Genomic DNA, 14,227 nt, shown 5'->3' on the forward strand with positions numbered 1-14,227 from the left:
GGGATCCAGAGATCGTGCTTCGAGCCTAACCTCTGCATCGGACACCGGGACGCATTGGGACAGGGGCCGTGTCAGAGAGCCTCGGTTCGGAGCGCTCGACACGACGAAGGGCCGGCCCGCAGCATCCTGCGAACCGGCCCTTCGTCGAGCGATCGGATCAGGTCGGATCAGATCATGCTCTTCGTGTGCCACACGGTCTTGACCTCGGTGAATGCCGCGATGCGCTCGGGCGAGGCGACGACCTCACCCGGCGCGATCACGCGCTTGAGCGTCTCGGCGGCCGCGATCTGCAGATCGACCCACTCGAGCGCACCGGCACCCGCGAGGTCGAGCGCGTTCACGTCCTGATGCGAGGCGAGCCACGGCGCGATCTCGGCCGGCGAACCGGTGAGCACGTTCACCACGCCGCCGGGCACGTCGCTGGTCGCGAGCACCTCGGCGAGGCTGATGGCCGAGAGCGGATGCCGCTCACTCGCGATCACGACGACCGTGTTGCCCGCGACGAGCGCCGGTGCCACGACCGAGACGAGACCGAGCAGTGCCGAGTCCTGCGGTGCGACGATCGCGACGACACCCGTCGGCTCGGGAACGGTGATGTTGAAGTAGGGACCCGCCACGGGGTTGGCGTTGCCGGCGACCTGCGCGTACTTGTCGCACCATCCCGCGTACCAGACCCAGAGGTCGATCGCTTCGTCGACCTGCGAGGCTGCGGCCGATGCCGACAGCCCTTCCTGGGCGACGATCTCGTCGATGAACTGCGCGCGACGGCCCTCGAGCACCTCGGCGACGCGGTAGAGCACCTGGCCGCGGTTGTACGCGGTGGCGCCCGACCAGCCCTTCACCGCGGAACGCGCCGCGACGACGGCATCCCTGGCGTCCTTGCGCGAACCCTGCGCCGCGTTCGCGAGGAAGGCTCCCTTGGGCGAAACGACCTCGTAGGTGCGTCCCGACTCGCTGCGCGGGAAGGCACCGCCGATCGCCAGCTTGTACGTCTTCGGCACGGTCAGTCGCTTGCTCATGCTGCCGATCCCTTCAGGTAGGCGGTGAGACCCTGGCGGCCGCCCTCGCGGCCGTAACCGGACTCCTTGTATCCGCCGAACGGGCTCGACGGGTCGAAACGGTTGAACGTGTTCGCCCACACCACGCCCGCGCGCAGGCGGTCGGCGACGGCGAGAATGCGCGATCCCTTGTCCGACCAGATGCCCGCCGAGAGGCCGTAGGGGGTGTTGTTGGCCTTGGCGATCGCCTCGGCCGGCGTGCGGAAGGTCAGCACCGAGAGCACCGGGCCGAACACCTCGTCACGCGCGATGCGGTGCGAGGCCTCGACGCCGGTGAAGATCGTCGGGGCGAACCAGAAGCCCTTCTCCGGGATCGCGCAGTCCGCGGTCCAGCGCTCGGCGCCCTCCGCCTCGCCGATGTCGCTGAGCTCGCGGATGCGCGCCAGCTGGGCTGCGGAGTTGATGGCGCCGATGTCGGTGTTCTTGTCGAGCGGGTCGCCCAGACGCAGCGTCGACAGGCGCGTCTTGAGCCGATCGATGACTTCGTCGTGGATCGACTCCTGCACGAGCAGGCGGCTCCCGGCGCAGCACACGTGCCCCTGGTTGAAGAAGATGCCGTTGACGATCCCCTCGACCGCCTGGTCGATCGGCGCGTCGTCGAACACGATGTTCGCGGCCTTGCCGCCGAGCTCGAGCGTGAGCTTCTTGTTCGTGCCGGCCACCGCCTTCGCGATGTCGCGGCCGACGCCGGTCGAGCCGGTGAAGGCGACCTTGTCGACGTCGGGGTGACGCACGATAGCCGCGCCCGTCGGCCCGGCACCGGTGATGATGTTGACGACACCGGCGGGCAGATCCGCCTGCTGCAGGATCTCCGCGAAGATCAGCGCGGTGAGCGGCGTCGTCTCGGCGGGCTTCAGCACGACCGTGTTCCCGGCCGCAAGGGCAGGGGCGAGCTTCCACGCGAGCATCAGCAGCGGGAAGTTCCACGGGATGACCTGTCCGGCCACGCCGAGCGCACGCGGGTTCGCACCGAGGCCGGCGTGATCGAGCTTGTCGGCCCATCCGGCGTAGTAGAAGAACCAGGCGGCGACCAGGGGGACGTCGACGTCGCGGCTCTCCTTGATCGGCTTGCCGTTGTCGAGGCTCTCGGCCACGGCGAGTTCGCGGGCGCGCTCCTGCACGAGGCGGGCAATGCGGAAGAGGTACTTGCCGCGGTCGCGACCACTCATCCGCGACCACGTCTTCTCGTAGGCACGGCGTGCAGCGGCGACGGCGCGGTCGACGTCGTCATCGCTCGCGGTCGCGATCTCGGCGATGCGCTTCTCGGTCGCGGGCGAGATGGTGGTGAAGCTGTTGCCGGATCCCTCGACGAACTCACCGTCGATGAAGAGGCCGTAGCTGTCCTTGAGGTTCAGCAGCGCCGTGGATTCCGGCGCGGGGGCGTATTCCAGAAATGACATTTTGCGTATCCCAGTCAGTCGATCGTGACGTAGTCGGGGCCGGAGTAGTGGCCGGTGGTGAGCTTCTGACGCTGCAGCAGCACGTCGTTGAGGAGGCTCGAGGCGCCGAAGCGGAACAGGTGCGGCTGGAGCCACTCCTCCCCCACGGTCTCGGCGACGGTGACGAGATACTTGATCGCGTCCTTCGAGGAGCGGATGCCGCCGGCCGGCTTCACACCGATCTTCTCGCCGGTCGCGCGGTGCCAATCGCGCACCGTCTCGAGCATGAGCAGCGTCGTCGGGAGAGTCGCCGCCGGCTGCACCTTTCCGGTCGAGGTCTTGATGAAGTCGCCTCCGGCGAGGATGCCGAGCCACGACGCCCGCTTGATGTTGTCGTAGGTGTTCAGCTCACCCGTCTCGAGGATGACCTTGAGCGAGGCGTAGCTGCCGTCCTCGCGGCGGCAGGCTTCCTTCACACGCGCGATCTGGTCGAACACGAGCCCGTAGCGCCCGGAGAGGAATGCTCCCCGGTCGATGACCATGTCGATCTCGTCGGCTCCGGCGGCGACGGCCTCGGCCGTGTCGGCGAGCTTGATCTCGAGCGACGACCGGCCGCTCGGGAACGCCGTCGCGACGGCGGCGACCGAGATCAGTCCCTCGTCGGGATCACCGTGCAGGGCACCGAGTGCGGTCACCGCATCCCCGACCATGTCGCCGTAGACGCACACCGCGGCGACCTTCGGGGTCGTGGGGTCCGCAGCATCCGGGTTCTTGGCCTTGGCGACCAGAGAACGCACCTTGCCGGGGGTATCGGCCCCCTCGAGAGTGGTGAGGTCGATCAGCTTGATGATGGTGTCGAGAGCCCAGGCCTTCGACGTCGTCTTGATCGATCGCGTGCCCAGGCCCGCGGCGCGCTGCTCGAGGCCGACGGCATCGACGCCGGGAAGGCCGTGCAGGAAGCGCCGGAGCGTCGCGTCGTCGGGATCTCCGCCGAGCACGTCCACCGCCGTTCTGCGGGTCAGTTCATTGGTCGTCATCGTTCCTCCAACAATGCTCGTGCTGTGGTCTCATCTGTCACCAGTACCCCGCACAGGCCGCTGGTGACGACGGTGCGGGCGATGTCATGCTTCGCGGGGCCGGCGGTGACGAAGATCGCCTTCTTCGCTCCGCGCAGGCGGTCGAGGCTCACGCCGACCGTGCGGGCGTCGAGCTGCGCGTCGACGATGTTGCCCTCGGCATCGACGTAGCGGCCGAGCACGTCTCCGACGGCTCCGCGTCGGGCGAGTTCATCGACGTCCTCGGCGCTGAGGTAGCCGTTCTCGACGTGCGCCGACGAGGCGTCGCACGGACCGGCCGTGAACAGGAAGGCCTGCGCGTCGGCGGCCTCCTCGAGGATGCCGGCGACGGTGCGATCGGACTCGATCGCCTGCTTGGTCTCGACGCGCTCGAGGATCGCGGGGCTCGGCAGCAACGACACCTGCCCGTTCGCGCGCTGCGCGATCGTCACGGCGAGCCCCGCGGCCCCGCCCGAGCGGCGGTTCAGGCTCACTCCCCCGTTGAGCTGGACCACGGTGACGCCGTTCGCCCACCCGTCGGGAAGAGCTTCGGCCACCGCGCGGAGAGTGCGCCCCCAGCTCACTCCGAGTGTGCGGGGCACGGGACGGAGCGCGGTGAGGAAGTCTGCCGCTGCTTGGGCGACGCGTTCCAGCGTGCCGTCATCGCCCTCGGGGGCGGGCACCACGACCGCGTCGCTCAATCCGAAGCGCTCGACGAGTTCCCGCTCGAGGCCGAGACGCCGGGCGCGCGGGTGGATGATCTCGATGCGGACGATGCCGCGCTCGCGCGCCTGGGTCAGCAGACGGCCGACCTTCCAGCGCGAGATCTTGAGGAGTCCGCCGATCTCGTCTTGCGTCTTGTCCTCGTCGTAGTACAGCTCGGCGACCCGGACCATGAGCAGTTCGTCTTCCACGGCATCCTCCTTCCGTGATCCAGCGTACGACGCTTCCCGCGTTGGTGCATGCTCATGCTCATATGAGCAGTGAGAAGCATCCGTCCGCACATCTGCCGGGTACGACGAAGGGGTGTCGGTCAGATGACCGACACCCCTTCGAAGAGAGTGACTCAGGCGCGCTTGCGCGAGGTGAGCACCTGGTCGACGATCCCGTACTCGCGAGCCTGCTCGGCCGAGAGGATGTTGTCGCGATCGATGTCGCGGTTGATCTGCTCGACCGGCTTGCCGGTGTGCTTCGCCATGGTCTCCTCGAGCCAGGTGCGCATGCGGAGGATCTCCGCCGCCTGGATCTCGATGTCGGACGCCTGCCCCTGGCCCGCCTCGCCCATCGCGGGCTGGTGGATCAGAACGCGAGCGTTCGGAAGCGCGAGACGCTTGCCCGGCGCGCCGGCCGCGAGCAGCACGGATGCCGCGGAAGCCGCCTGGCCCAGGACGACGGTCTGGATCTGCGGCGCGACGTACTGCATCGTGTCGTAGATCGCCGTCATCGCGGTGAACGAGCCACCGGGCGAGTTGATGTACATCGTGATGTCGCGCTCCGAGTCCTGGCTCTCGAGCACGAGGAGCTGGGCCATCACGTCATCGGCGGATGCGTCGTCGACCTGCACGCCGAGGAAGATCACGCGATCTTCGAACAGCTTGTTGTACGGGTCCTGGCGCTTGAAGCCGTAGGCCGTGCGCTCCTCGAACTGCGGGAGCACGTAGCGGCTGGAAGGCAGGTTGCCTGCGGATTGGAAAGTGGGCGTGTACATGGTGTCCTTTCGAATCCGGATTACGCGGCGTCGTCGGCCGTGCCGCCGCCACCGGTGACGTCGCTGGCGTGCTCGCGGATGTGATCGACGAAGCCGTACTCGAGCGCCTCCTCGGCCGTGAACCAGCGGTCCCGGTCGCCATCGGCGTTGATCTGCTCGACCGACTTGCCCGTCTGGCCGGCGGTGATCTCGGCGAGGCGCTTCTTCATCGAGAGGATGAGCTGCGCCTGGGTCTGGATGTCGCTCGAGGTTCCGCCGAAGCCGCCGTGCGGCTGGTGCAGCAGCACACGTGCGTTCGGGGTGATGTAGCGCTTGCCCTTGGTGCCGCTGGTGAGCAGCAGCTGCCCCATGGAAGCGGCCATGCCGATGCCGACGGTGACGATGTCGTTCGGCACGAACTGCATCGTGTCGTAGATCGCCATTCCCGCGGTGATCGAGCCACCGGGCGAGTTGATGTAGAGGTAGATGTCCTTTTCCGAGTCCTCTGCGGCGAGAAGAAGGATCTTCGCGCAGATCTCGTTGGCGTTCTGGTCACGCACCTCTGAGCCCAGCCAGATGATGCGATCCTTCAGCAGCCTGTCGAAGACGCTCGTCGCGACAAGGGGTTCTGCAGCCATTTCAGCTCCTGTTTCCGTGTTCGTGCTTCGAATCTACCGGCGACCGCGCAGCCTCCAGGCCGTTGTTCGCCGTCGGCATATCAGCGTGGCGGATCGACCAGTTCGCGGGCGTATCCGGTGACCGAGCGCGTGTACCGCGGCAGGTGCGGCGCGAGCGCCTCCAGCGCGATGGCGGCGCCGCGCACGGGATCGCCGCTCGACACCAGTGCGAGGGCGTAGAAGGCCGACGCCGCATCGCCGAACGCGCCGCCTCGCTCCCGCTCGGCTCGGAGCATCTCCAGCGCCTCGTCGGTGCGCCCGAGGTTCCGCAGCGTGCTCGCGAGCTGGATGACGGCCTGGGGCCGATGCTCTTCGTCGAGACCTTCGGCGAGAGCACGTCGGTAGAGCACCTCGGCCTCCGCCTCGATACCGGCGGAGTCACGGGCCCCCGCCCGCTCGAACAGAGCACGGGCATCGTCGTCGCTCCGCTCCGCCGCGAGAGCGTCGATACGCGTGATTCGCTCCGCATCGGTCAGGGCGTCGTCCGCCCACACGGCATCGATCCGCGTGTCCCAGTCATCCATCGGTTACTCCTTCGCTGATGAGAAAGGGGCGGATGCCGCAGCATCCGCCCCTTTCATCGTGATCGTGAGATCACTCGGCCTTGTCGGCCGCCTTCTTGGCCGGAGCCTTCTTGGCGGCGGGCTTCTTCGCAGCCGGCTTCTCGTCGGCGTCGGCGTCGGCCGCCTTCTTGGCGGGAGCCTTCTTCTTCGCCGGAGCCTTCTTCGCCGGAGCCTTCTTCTCGGCGGGAGCCTCGTCGGACTCCGCAGCCTCTGCCTCGTCATCGGTCACGATGAAGTCCGACAGATCGACCGGCTTGCCGTTGGTGTCGACGACCTTGACCTTGCCCAGGGCGACGGCCAGCGCCTTGTTGCGCGCGACCTCTCCGACGAGGGCGGGGAGCTGGTTCGACGACTGCAGAGCCTCGACGAACTCCTGCGGGGCCATGCCGTACTGCGCAGCGGACTGCACGAGGTACTGGCTGAGCTCCTCCTGCGAGACCTGCACGTCGGCCTGCTCGGCGATCGTGTCGAGCAGCACCTGCGTGCGGAACTGCTTCTCGCTCGCCTCGGTGACCTCGGCACGGTGGACGTCGTCCTCGAGGCGGTTCTCGCCCTCGAGGTGGTTGTGCACCTCATCCTCGATGAGCTGCGGCGGAACCGGGATCTCGATCTGCTCGAGCAGCGTCTCGACGAGCTTGTCGCGCGCGGCCGACCCCTGGGTGAAGACGCCCTGCTGCGACACGCGCTCGGCGAGGCTGGCACGCAGCTCGGCGATCGTGTCGAACTCGCTCGCGATCTGCGCGAAGTCGTCGTCGGCCTCGGGGAGCTCGCGCTCCTTGACGGCCTTGACGGTCACGGCGACCTCTGCCTCGGAACCGGCGTGGTCGCCGCCCACGAGAGCCGAACGGAAGGTGGTGTCCTCACCGGCGGTGAGCGATTCGATCGCGTCATCGATGCCCTCGAGCAGCTCGCCCGAGCCGACCTCGTAGGACACGCCCTCGGCGCGGTCGATCTCGGCGCCGTCGATGGTCGCGACCAGGTCGAGCTCGACGAAGTCGCCCTTCGCTGCGGGGCGGTCCACGGGGACCAGCGTGCCGAAGCGCGCGCGCATGTTCTCGAGCTCGGCATCGAGAGCGGCGTCATCCGCCTCGACGGCGTCGACCGTGAGGGTGATGCCCTCGTAGGAGGGGAGCTCGATCTCGGGGCGCACGTCGACCTCGACGTCGACGAGCAGGTCGCCGGAGAAGTCCTTCTCGCTCGGCCACTGGGTGATGTCGGCCGACGGACGACCGACGATGCGCAGCTTGTGCTCGGCGCTCGCCTCGCGGAAGAACTTGTCGAGACCCTCGTTGACCGCGTGCTCGATGACGGCACCGCGTCCGACGCGCTGGTCGATGATGGGAGCAGGGACCTTGCCCTTGCGGAAGCCGGGGATCTGGACGTCCTGAGCGATGTGCTCGTAGGCGTGAGCGATGCTCGGCTTGAGGTCGTCCGGGGTGACCGTGATGGTGAGCTTGACCCGGGTCGGGGTCAGCTTCTCGACGGTGCTGTTCGCCATGCTTGTGTGTCTCCTTGTGATTTCCGCGGTGCACCGCGGCCGTGAGCCTTGGGGGCCGTGTCGGGGCGACAGGAGTTGAACCTGCGACCTCCCGCTCCCAAAGCGGGCGCTCTACCAAACTGAGCTACGCCCCGGGGAATCCGCACGCAGATTCAGCCCCACCGAGTCTAACGGACAGGAGCATGCCTCAGAGTCCGGTATAGTCGATGAGTCGGCAACCGAGCTCCCGGGCTCGTTTTCCGGGGCTGTAGCTTAGTGGTAAAGCCTTAGTCTTCCAAACTAATGATGCGGGTTCGATTCCCGTCAGCCCCTCCACATCACGAAGGCCCTCGTCACGAGACGGGGGCCTTCGTCGTCTGCGGCATCTCCTAGACTCGAGGCATATCCACGTGGTGCCACAACGAGGGGGATGCCGGTGAGCGACGGGAATCGACCTCCGAACGGGCTTGTCCCCCTGAACGGCCACCACCATCTCCCGTTCCGGTTCTCCGGCGGAACCGAGGCGGTCGTCCGTCGCCGCCGCTCCGCACCGAAGGCCCTCGTCTTCGGAATCGTCGGAGCAACCCTCGCCGTCGGGGCGTTCACGACGGTTCACATCGGCGCCAATCTCCGCTTTGATGATGCGGCCGATTCGTACCAGGCGATCCGCACCGACGCGGTCTCCGCCCGCACGGCGCTCGACTCCGGTGTCGACGGTCTGACCGCGACCACGATCTCCGCCGAACAGCTGCTCGCTGCCGACACCGGCGTGTTGATGGACGGCATCCCGATCGACGATCTCACCACGGCGATCACCGACGCGAAGGATGAGACCGCGACCGCCCAGAAGCTGACGGCGCAGGAGCCGCCACGACTCGGTGAGAAGCCGGGTTGGTTCTGGGAGCTGTTCGGCACCGCGGATCTTCTCGATGCGCAGGCCGACGACGCCGACGCGCTCCGGACCGACCTCGACGCGCAGCTCCCCGTGGTGGAACAGGCCGACGCCGCGATGGTCGACGCCGCCAGCACGATCGTCACCGGTGCCGCCGCCGCCGTTCCGGCTTTCGAAGCCGCGCACCTCTCCGCGAAGAACCTCGACATCATCTCGATGCGCACGGCCGCCGAGGACATCGCTCCGCTCACGACGCTCGACGAGGATGCCGTGGCTCGCTTCACCGCACTCCAGGCGTCCGCCGCCCAGGTCGTCGTCTCTCAGGATGCGGAGATGGCGGAGAAGGCCGGCCCGCTGCTCGGCGCCCGGCTCGAGATCGAGGCGTTCGCTCGTTCGCTCGCCCCGGGCGTGCTGCTCGAGTTCGACTGGGCCCCGATCGTGAACGGTGCGGGCGACAACGGGAGCATGGGCGGCTACACGACCTGGTGGTGGGACGAGCCCGACCGCTCCGTGATCCTGCTGTCGAACTCGGTCGCCGAGCAGTGGCCTGCCGATCGGAGCAAGGCGCTCGTCGCGCATGAGGTCGGCCACGCGATCAGCGTGAAGTGCGAGGACATGTACGACTCCTCCACCCAGGACAGCATCGAGAAGTGGGCGACCGCCTGGGCGATCAGCATGGGATTCTCCGATGATGCGAACGGCGTCTGGGCCTACGGATACCCTCCGGAGAGCTACATCGCCGCGGCCGCCGGTTGCCGCTGACGCTGCGGCGCGGGGCGAGAGACGACGAAGCCCCCGCGATTCGATCGCGGGGGCTTCGTGATGTCTGTCTGCGGAGCTACTGCCCGCGACGCTCGCGCAGCTGAGTGAGCGCATCGTCGAGGAGCTGGACGGCCTCCTCGTCGGTGCGACGCTCCTTCACGTAGGCGAGGTGCGTCTTGTACGGCTCCGTCTTCGCCAGCGCAGGCGGGTTCTCACGATCGCGACCGGCCGGCAGACCGGACTGCGGGTGATCGATCGTGTCGGGAATCTCCTCTTCGGGCAGACCAGCCGCGAAGTAGCGAACCGTCTCGTTGCCGAGGCCGTCCCAGTACGAGACCGCGATGCGGTCGGCGTGGTAACCGTGGTCCTGCTCACCCATGGGGCCGGAGCCGACGCGGGTGCCACGAATGGCGTTGCCACCGGTAGCCATCAGATCACCTCGAACTTCGTGATGAGTCCCAGCGCGACGATCGCCACGAACCAGGCCAGTGCCAGAACGACCGTGAAGCGGTTCAGGTTGCGCTCGGCGAGACCGGACGAGCCGACGGCCGAGGACATCCCTCCACCGAACATGTCGGAGAGGCCGCCACCGCGACCCTTGTGAAGAAGGATGAGAAGGGTCAGCAGAACGCTGGTGATGCCCAGCACGACCTGCAGGACGAACTCGAGAATTGCCACGAGAAAGAGCCTTTCGCTGGGGCAGGAGTGCCCCCGTAACGGTCAAGTATACGGTGCAGCGGGGCCGAAGCCCCGCTGCACTCACACTCCGACGTGCTTCTCGAAGCGGATGATCGCAGCGAACTCGTCCACGACGAGGCTCGCGCCGCCGACCAGCGCACCATCGACGTCGGGCTCGCGCATGAAGCTCGCGATGTTCGCGGACTTCACCGAACCGCCGTAGAGGATGCGCGTGCGGGCGGCCGCATCGTCGCCGAGGACCTTCGCGATGACACCGCGCAGCGCGGCGCAGACATCCTGCGCCTGCTGCGGCGTCGCGGCCTGTCCGGAGCCGATGGCCCAGACGGGCTCATATGCCACGACGATGTCGGCGGATGCCGGCACGTTCTGCAGCGCGACCTCGAGCTGACCGGCCGGAACGGCGCTGGCCCCGAACTTCTCGAGGTCCTCCGCGGTCTCGCCGACGCAGATCACCGGCACGAGACCGTGCTTGAGCGTCGCCTGCACCTTGGCCGCGACGACCTCGTCGGTCTCCGCGTGGTACTCACGACGCTCCGAGTGGCCGAGGATGACGTACTTCGCATCCAGCTTGGCGAGGAACGCACCGGAGATCTCACCGGTGTACGCACCCGAGTCGTGCGCCGAGACGTCCTGCGCGCCCAGGGCGAACGGGATCTTGTCGGCGTCGATCAGCGTCTGCACGCTGCGGATGTCGGTGAAGGGCGGGAACACCGCCACCTCCACGGAGCCGTCCTCGTGCTTGGCATCCTTCAGCGTCCAGTGCAGCTTCTGCACGAACGCGACCGCCTGCAGGTGGTCGAGGTTCATCTTCCAGTTTCCCGCGATCAGCGGGGTACGGGCGTTCAGGCCCATCCGAGCACCTCCAGGCCGGGTAGTTTCTTTCCCTCGAGGAACTCGAGGCTGGCGCCGCCGCCGGTCGAGATGTGGCCGAAGCGGTCATCGGCGAATCCGAGCTGCCGCACGGCCGCGGCGGAGTCTCCCCCACCGACCACGCTGAGTCCGTCGACCTCGGTCAACGCCTGCGCGACGGTCTTCGTACCGTTCGCGAAAGCGGGGAACTCGAACACGCCCATCGGGCCGTTCCAGAACACCGTCTTCGATCCCCGGATGACCTCCGCGAACCGTGCGGCGGTCTCGGGACCGATGTCGAGGCCGATGCCCGACGAACCGAACGCCGTCGACTCGATCGCATCGGCGGCCGTGATCTCGTGCGCTGCGTCTGCGGAGAACGAGGCAGCCACGACCACGTCGGTCGGGAGCACGAGCTCCACACCGCGCTTCTCGGCCTCGGCGATGTAGCCGCGCACGGTGTCGAGCTGATCCTCTTCCAGAAGACTCGAGGCCACGTCGTGGCCCTGCGCCTTGAGGAAGGTGAACAGCATGCCGCCACCGACGAGGATCCGATCGACGCGCGGAAGCAGGTGCGAGATGACGCCCAGCTTGTCGCTGACCTTCGACCCGCCGAGCACGACCGCGTACGGGCGCTCGGGGTTCTCGGTGAGGCGATCGAGCACGTCGAGCTCGGTCGCGATCAGCAGACCGGCGGCCGAGGGCAGGATCTCTGCGAGGTCGTAGACGCTCGCCTGCTTGCGGTGCACGACACCGAAGCCGTCGGATACCAGGACGTCGCCCAGCTCCGCCAGCTCGGCCGCGAACGCAGCACGGGTCGCGTCGTCCTTCGAGGTCTCCCCCGGGTTGAAACGCAGGTTCTCGATCACGACGACGTCGCCGTTCTCGAGCGACTCCACGGCATCCTTCGCGGACTCGCCGACCGTGTCACGCGCGAAGGCGACCGGATTGCCGAGCAGCTCGGACAGTCGCTGAGCGACCGGCTCGAGGCTGTACTGGGGGTCGGGCGCGCCGTCGGGGCGTCCGAGGTGCGAGCACACGACGACGCGGGCGCCGGCGTTGATGAGGGCGTTGAGGGTCGGCAACGAGGCGCGTACACGGCCATCGTCCGTTATGACCCCGTCCCGCAGGGGGACGTTCAGGTCACAACGGACGATGACGCGCTTGCCCTCGAGCGAACCCAGTGAGTCCAGGGTGCGCAGAGTCATGGGGCGATGCTCAGAGACGCTCTGCCACGTACTCGGTCAGGTCGACGAGACGGTTGGAGTAGCCCCACTCGTTGTCGTACCAGCTGGAGAGCTTGACCTGGTTGCCGATGACGCGGAGCAGACCGGCGTCGAAGATCGACGAGTGCGGGTCGGTGACGATGTCGCTCGAGACGATCTCGTCCTCCGTGTACTTGAGGATGCCCTTGAGGGGGCCCTCGGCGGCAGCCTTGTACGCGGCCTTGATCTCGTCGACCGTGACCGGGGTCTTGGTCGTGATCGTGAGGTCGGTGATCGAGCCGGTCGGCACCGGCACGCGCAGCGCGAAGCCGTCGAGCTTGCCCTTCAGCTCCGGGAGGACCAGGCCGATGGCCTTCGCCGCACCCGTGGAGGTCGGGACGATGTTGATCGCTGCCGCGCGAGCACGGCGCAGGTCGCTGTGCGGGCCGTCCTGCAGGTTCTGGTCGGCCGTGTAGGCGTGGACCGTCGTCATGAGGCCGGTCTCGATGCCGAACGCGTCGTTGAACACCTTGGCGAGCGGCGCGAGGCAGTTCGTGGTGCAGGAGGCGTTCGAGATGATGTGGTCGGTCGCCGGGTTGTAGGTGTCCTCGTTCACGCCCATCACGATGGTCGCGTCGTCACCCGTGGCGGGAGCCGAGATGAGAACCTTCTTGGCGCCGGCGTCGATGTGCTTCTTCGCGAGCTCCGCCTTGGTGAAGAAGCCGGTCGACTCGATGACGATGTCGACACCCAGCTCGCCCCACGGGAGGTTGGCGGGGTCGCGCTCGGCGAAAGCCTTGATGACGTTGCCGTTGACGGTGATGCTGTTCTCGTCGTAGCTCACCTCGGCGTCGAGGCGACCGGTGATCGAGTCGTACTTCAGCAGGTGCGCCAGGGTCTTGTTGTCGGTGAGGTCGTTGACCGCGACGATTTCGATGTCTGCTCCCTGCGCGAGAGCCGCGCGGAAGTAGTTGCGTCCGATACGGCCGAAGCCGTTGATACCGATCTTGACAGACACTCAGGTCTCCTGATTTCTCGTGCGCTTGCGCGCGGTTTCTACTAGAGAAGCGTGGACAACGGCGTCCCGACGGGCGAATCGTCCGTCGGGACGCCCGTCTTGTTTACGACAGTACCAGCAGGCCAGCGGTCTTCTCGCGGGCCACCTCGAAGCGCTGGGCGACGTTCTCCCAGTTGGCGATGTTCCACGCGGCCTTGACGTAGTCGGCCTTCACGTTGAGGTAGTCGAGGTAGAAGGCGTGCTCCCACATGTCGAGCTGGAACAGCGGCACGGTGCCCTGCGCGGTGTTCGCCTGCTGGTCGAACAGCTGCTGGATGATGAGGCGGGCGCCGATCGGGTCCCAGCTCAGCACGGCCCAGCCGGAACCCTGGATGCCGGTGGCCGCCGCCGTGAAGTGAGCCTGGAACTTCTCGAACGAACCGAAGTACTCGTCGATCGCAGCCTTCAGCTCGCCCTCGGGCTGGCCGCCACCGTTCGGCGAGAGGTTGGTCCAGAAGATCGAGTGGTTGACGTGCCCACCGAGGTTGAACGCGAGGTCCTTCTCGAGCTTGTTGACGTTCGCGAGGTTTCCGCTGTCGCGCGCCTCGGCGAGCTGCTCGAGCGCGGTGTTCGCACCGGTCACGTACGCCTGGTGGTGCTTGTCATGGTGCAGCTCCATGATCTTTCCACTGATGTGCGGCTCGAGAGCTGCGAAGTCGTAGGGGAGGTCGGGGAGCGTGTAGGTCGCCATATCGCTTTCATCCAATCCGCGCCGCGCCGCGGCGCTTGCCGATCCTCCGCGCCGCCGAGATGCGGCGAGGAGCGGACGTAACTCATCCTACTGACGCCAACGCCCGACGGCATCGGATCCTTCCGCTGAATGACGAAGAGAGCCGGCCCTTGACAGGGCCGGCTCTCGTGTGTGCA

The 14,227-nt window shown here is 67.3% G+C and carries 15 protein-coding genes and 2 tRNA genes; 2 read left to right on the forward strand and 15 right to left on the reverse strand.

All coding sequences use genetic code 11. The features are described 5' to 3' along the window. Positions 1-167 precede the first annotated feature (167 nt). The 9 genes from ACTJKK_RS13745 to ACTJKK_RS13785 all read right to left on the reverse strand — a co-directional run bounded on the left by ACTJKK_RS13745 (position 168) and on the right by ACTJKK_RS13785 (position 8,051). Positions 168-1,019 (reverse strand): aldehyde dehydrogenase family protein, encoded by an 852-nt coding sequence (locus ACTJKK_RS13745; RefSeq protein WP_247631986.1) that lies wholly within the window; start codon positions 1,017-1,019, stop codon positions 168-170. Next, positions 1,016-2,458 carry an aldehyde dehydrogenase family protein gene (locus tag ACTJKK_RS13750; protein ID WP_440748420.1) on the reverse strand — a complete coding sequence of 481 codons (1,443 nt, stop codon included), beginning with the start codon at positions 2,456-2,458 and terminating at the stop codon, positions 1,016-1,018. The genes ACTJKK_RS13745 and ACTJKK_RS13750 overlap by 4 nt, the downstream gene beginning before the upstream one ends. A gap of 14 nt (positions 2,459-2,472) precedes the next feature. Beyond that, positions 2,473-3,474 carry a deoxyribose-phosphate aldolase gene (gene deoC, locus ACTJKK_RS13755; RefSeq protein WP_247631984.1) on the reverse strand — a complete coding sequence of 334 codons (1,002 nt, stop codon included), beginning with the start codon at positions 3,472-3,474 and terminating at the stop codon, positions 2,473-2,475. Then, complete coding sequence (locus tag ACTJKK_RS13760) at positions 3,471-4,406, reverse strand: sugar-binding transcriptional regulator (protein WP_247956387.1); 936 nt, start codon at positions 4,404-4,406, stop codon at positions 3,471-3,473. The genes deoC and ACTJKK_RS13760 overlap by 4 nt, the downstream gene beginning before the upstream one ends. Before the next feature lie 152 nt (positions 4,407-4,558). Further along, entirely contained in the window at positions 4,559-5,200 is a 642-nt protein-coding gene (locus ACTJKK_RS13765; protein WP_247622138.1) for an ATP-dependent Clp protease proteolytic subunit, read from the reverse strand. 20 nt (positions 5,201-5,220) lie between these two features. Then, positions 5,221-5,817, reverse strand: a complete 597-nt coding sequence (locus ACTJKK_RS13770) for an ATP-dependent Clp protease proteolytic subunit (RefSeq protein WP_247622137.1) — start codon at positions 5,815-5,817, stop codon at positions 5,221-5,223. 80 nt (positions 5,818-5,897) lie between these two features. Beyond that, positions 5,898-6,380, reverse strand: a complete 483-nt coding sequence (locus ACTJKK_RS13775; protein WP_440748421.1) for a tetratricopeptide repeat protein — start codon at positions 6,378-6,380, stop codon at positions 5,898-5,900. 70 nt (positions 6,381-6,450) lie between these two features. Further along, positions 6,451-7,917 carry a trigger factor gene (gene tig / locus ACTJKK_RS13780; RefSeq protein ID WP_440748422.1) on the reverse strand — a complete coding sequence of 489 codons (1,467 nt, stop codon included), beginning with the start codon at positions 7,915-7,917 and terminating at the stop codon, positions 6,451-6,453. 60 nt (positions 7,918-7,977) lie between these two features. After that, positions 7,978-8,051 (reverse strand) — tRNA-Pro (locus ACTJKK_RS13785). Between the two features lie 107 nt (positions 8,052-8,158). Here ACTJKK_RS13785 and ACTJKK_RS13790 point away from each other — a divergent pair. Further along, positions 8,159-8,232: transfer RNA gene (locus tag ACTJKK_RS13790), tRNA-Gly, on the forward strand. 100 nt (positions 8,233-8,332) lie between these two features. Next, positions 8,333-9,550 carry a hypothetical protein gene (locus tag ACTJKK_RS13795; protein ID WP_440748423.1) on the forward strand — a complete coding sequence of 406 codons (1,218 nt, stop codon included), beginning with the start codon at positions 8,333-8,335 and terminating at the stop codon, positions 9,548-9,550. A gap of 76 nt (positions 9,551-9,626) precedes the next feature. On the opposite strand, the gene ACTJKK_RS13800 is transcribed toward ACTJKK_RS13795, so the two are convergent. From ACTJKK_RS13800 to ACTJKK_RS13825, 6 genes are all read right to left on the reverse strand, one after another. Continuing rightward, complete coding sequence (locus ACTJKK_RS13800) at positions 9,627-9,980, reverse strand: RNA polymerase-binding protein RbpA (RefSeq protein WP_247622133.1); 354 nt, start codon at positions 9,978-9,980, stop codon at positions 9,627-9,629. Beyond that, positions 9,980-10,228, reverse strand: coding sequence for a preprotein translocase subunit SecG (secG, locus tag ACTJKK_RS13805; RefSeq protein WP_247622132.1), 249 nt, complete (start codon positions 10,226-10,228; stop codon positions 9,980-9,982). Before secG ends, ACTJKK_RS13800 begins: the two co-directional genes overlap by 1 nt. Before the next feature lie 81 nt (positions 10,229-10,309). Next, positions 10,310-11,101: a triose-phosphate isomerase gene (gene tpiA, locus ACTJKK_RS13810; RefSeq protein ID WP_247622131.1), complete on the reverse strand. Its 792-nt coding sequence runs from the start codon at positions 11,099-11,101 to the stop codon at positions 10,310-10,312. Beyond that, positions 11,092-12,306 (reverse strand): phosphoglycerate kinase, encoded by a 1,215-nt coding sequence (locus tag ACTJKK_RS13815; protein WP_440748424.1) that lies wholly within the window; start codon positions 12,304-12,306, stop codon positions 11,092-11,094. Before ACTJKK_RS13815 ends, tpiA begins: the two co-directional genes overlap by 10 nt. A gap of 10 nt (positions 12,307-12,316) precedes the next feature. Further along, positions 12,317-13,321 (reverse strand): type I glyceraldehyde-3-phosphate dehydrogenase, encoded by a 1,005-nt coding sequence (gap, locus tag ACTJKK_RS13820; protein ID WP_247622129.1) that lies wholly within the window; start codon positions 13,319-13,321, stop codon positions 12,317-12,319. A 103-nt stretch (positions 13,322-13,424) separates the two neighbouring features. Next, on the reverse strand, positions 13,425-14,051 hold the full coding sequence (locus ACTJKK_RS13825; protein WP_247622128.1) for a superoxide dismutase: 627 nt from the start codon (positions 14,049-14,051) through the stop codon (positions 13,425-13,427). Positions 14,052-14,227: the final 176 nt, after the last annotated feature.

Source organism: Microbacterium sp. 22179, assembly GCF_052045715.1.
Classification (GTDB): Bacteria; Actinomycetota; Actinomycetes; order Actinomycetales; family Microbacteriaceae; genus Microbacterium; species Microbacterium galbinum.

Excerpts from the sequence above, each read along its gene's own strand:
- ACTJKK_RS13745 (WP_247631986.1), bottom strand. The coding sequence starts at position 1,019 with ATGAGCAAGCGACTGACCGTGCCGAAGACGTACAAGCTGGCGATCGGC.
- ACTJKK_RS13750 (WP_440748420.1), bottom strand. The coding sequence starts at position 2,458 with ATGTCATTTCTGGAATACGCCCCCGCGCCGGAATCCACGGCGCTGCTG.
- deoC (WP_247631984.1), bottom strand. The coding sequence starts at position 3,474 with ATGACGACCAATGAACTGACCCGCAGAACGGCGGTGGACGTGCTCGGC.
- ACTJKK_RS13765 (WP_247622138.1), bottom strand. The coding sequence starts at position 5,200 with ATGTACACGCCCACTTTCCAATCCGCAGGCAACCTGCCTTCCAGCCGC.
- ACTJKK_RS13770 (WP_247622137.1), bottom strand. The coding sequence starts at position 5,817 with ATGGCTGCAGAACCCCTTGTCGCGACGAGCGTCTTCGACAGGCTGCTG.
- ACTJKK_RS13775 (WP_440748421.1), bottom strand. The coding sequence starts at position 6,380 with ATGGATGACTGGGACACGCGGATCGATGCCGTGTGGGCGGACGACGCC.
- tig (WP_440748422.1), bottom strand. The coding sequence starts at position 7,917 with ATGGCGAACAGCACCGTCGAGAAGCTGACCCCGACCCGGGTCAAGCTC.
- ACTJKK_RS13800 (WP_247622133.1), bottom strand. The coding sequence starts at position 9,980 with ATGGCTACCGGTGGCAACGCCATTCGTGGCACCCGCGTCGGCTCCGGC.
- tpiA (WP_247622131.1), bottom strand. The coding sequence starts at position 11,101 with ATGGGCCTGAACGCCCGTACCCCGCTGATCGCGGGAAACTGGAAGATG.
- ACTJKK_RS13815 (WP_440748424.1), bottom strand. The coding sequence starts at position 12,306 with ATGACTCTGCGCACCCTGGACTCACTGGGTTCGCTCGAGGGCAAGCGC.
- ACTJKK_RS13825 (WP_247622128.1), bottom strand. The coding sequence starts at position 14,051 with ATGGCGACCTACACGCTCCCCGACCTCCCCTACGACTTCGCAGCTCTC.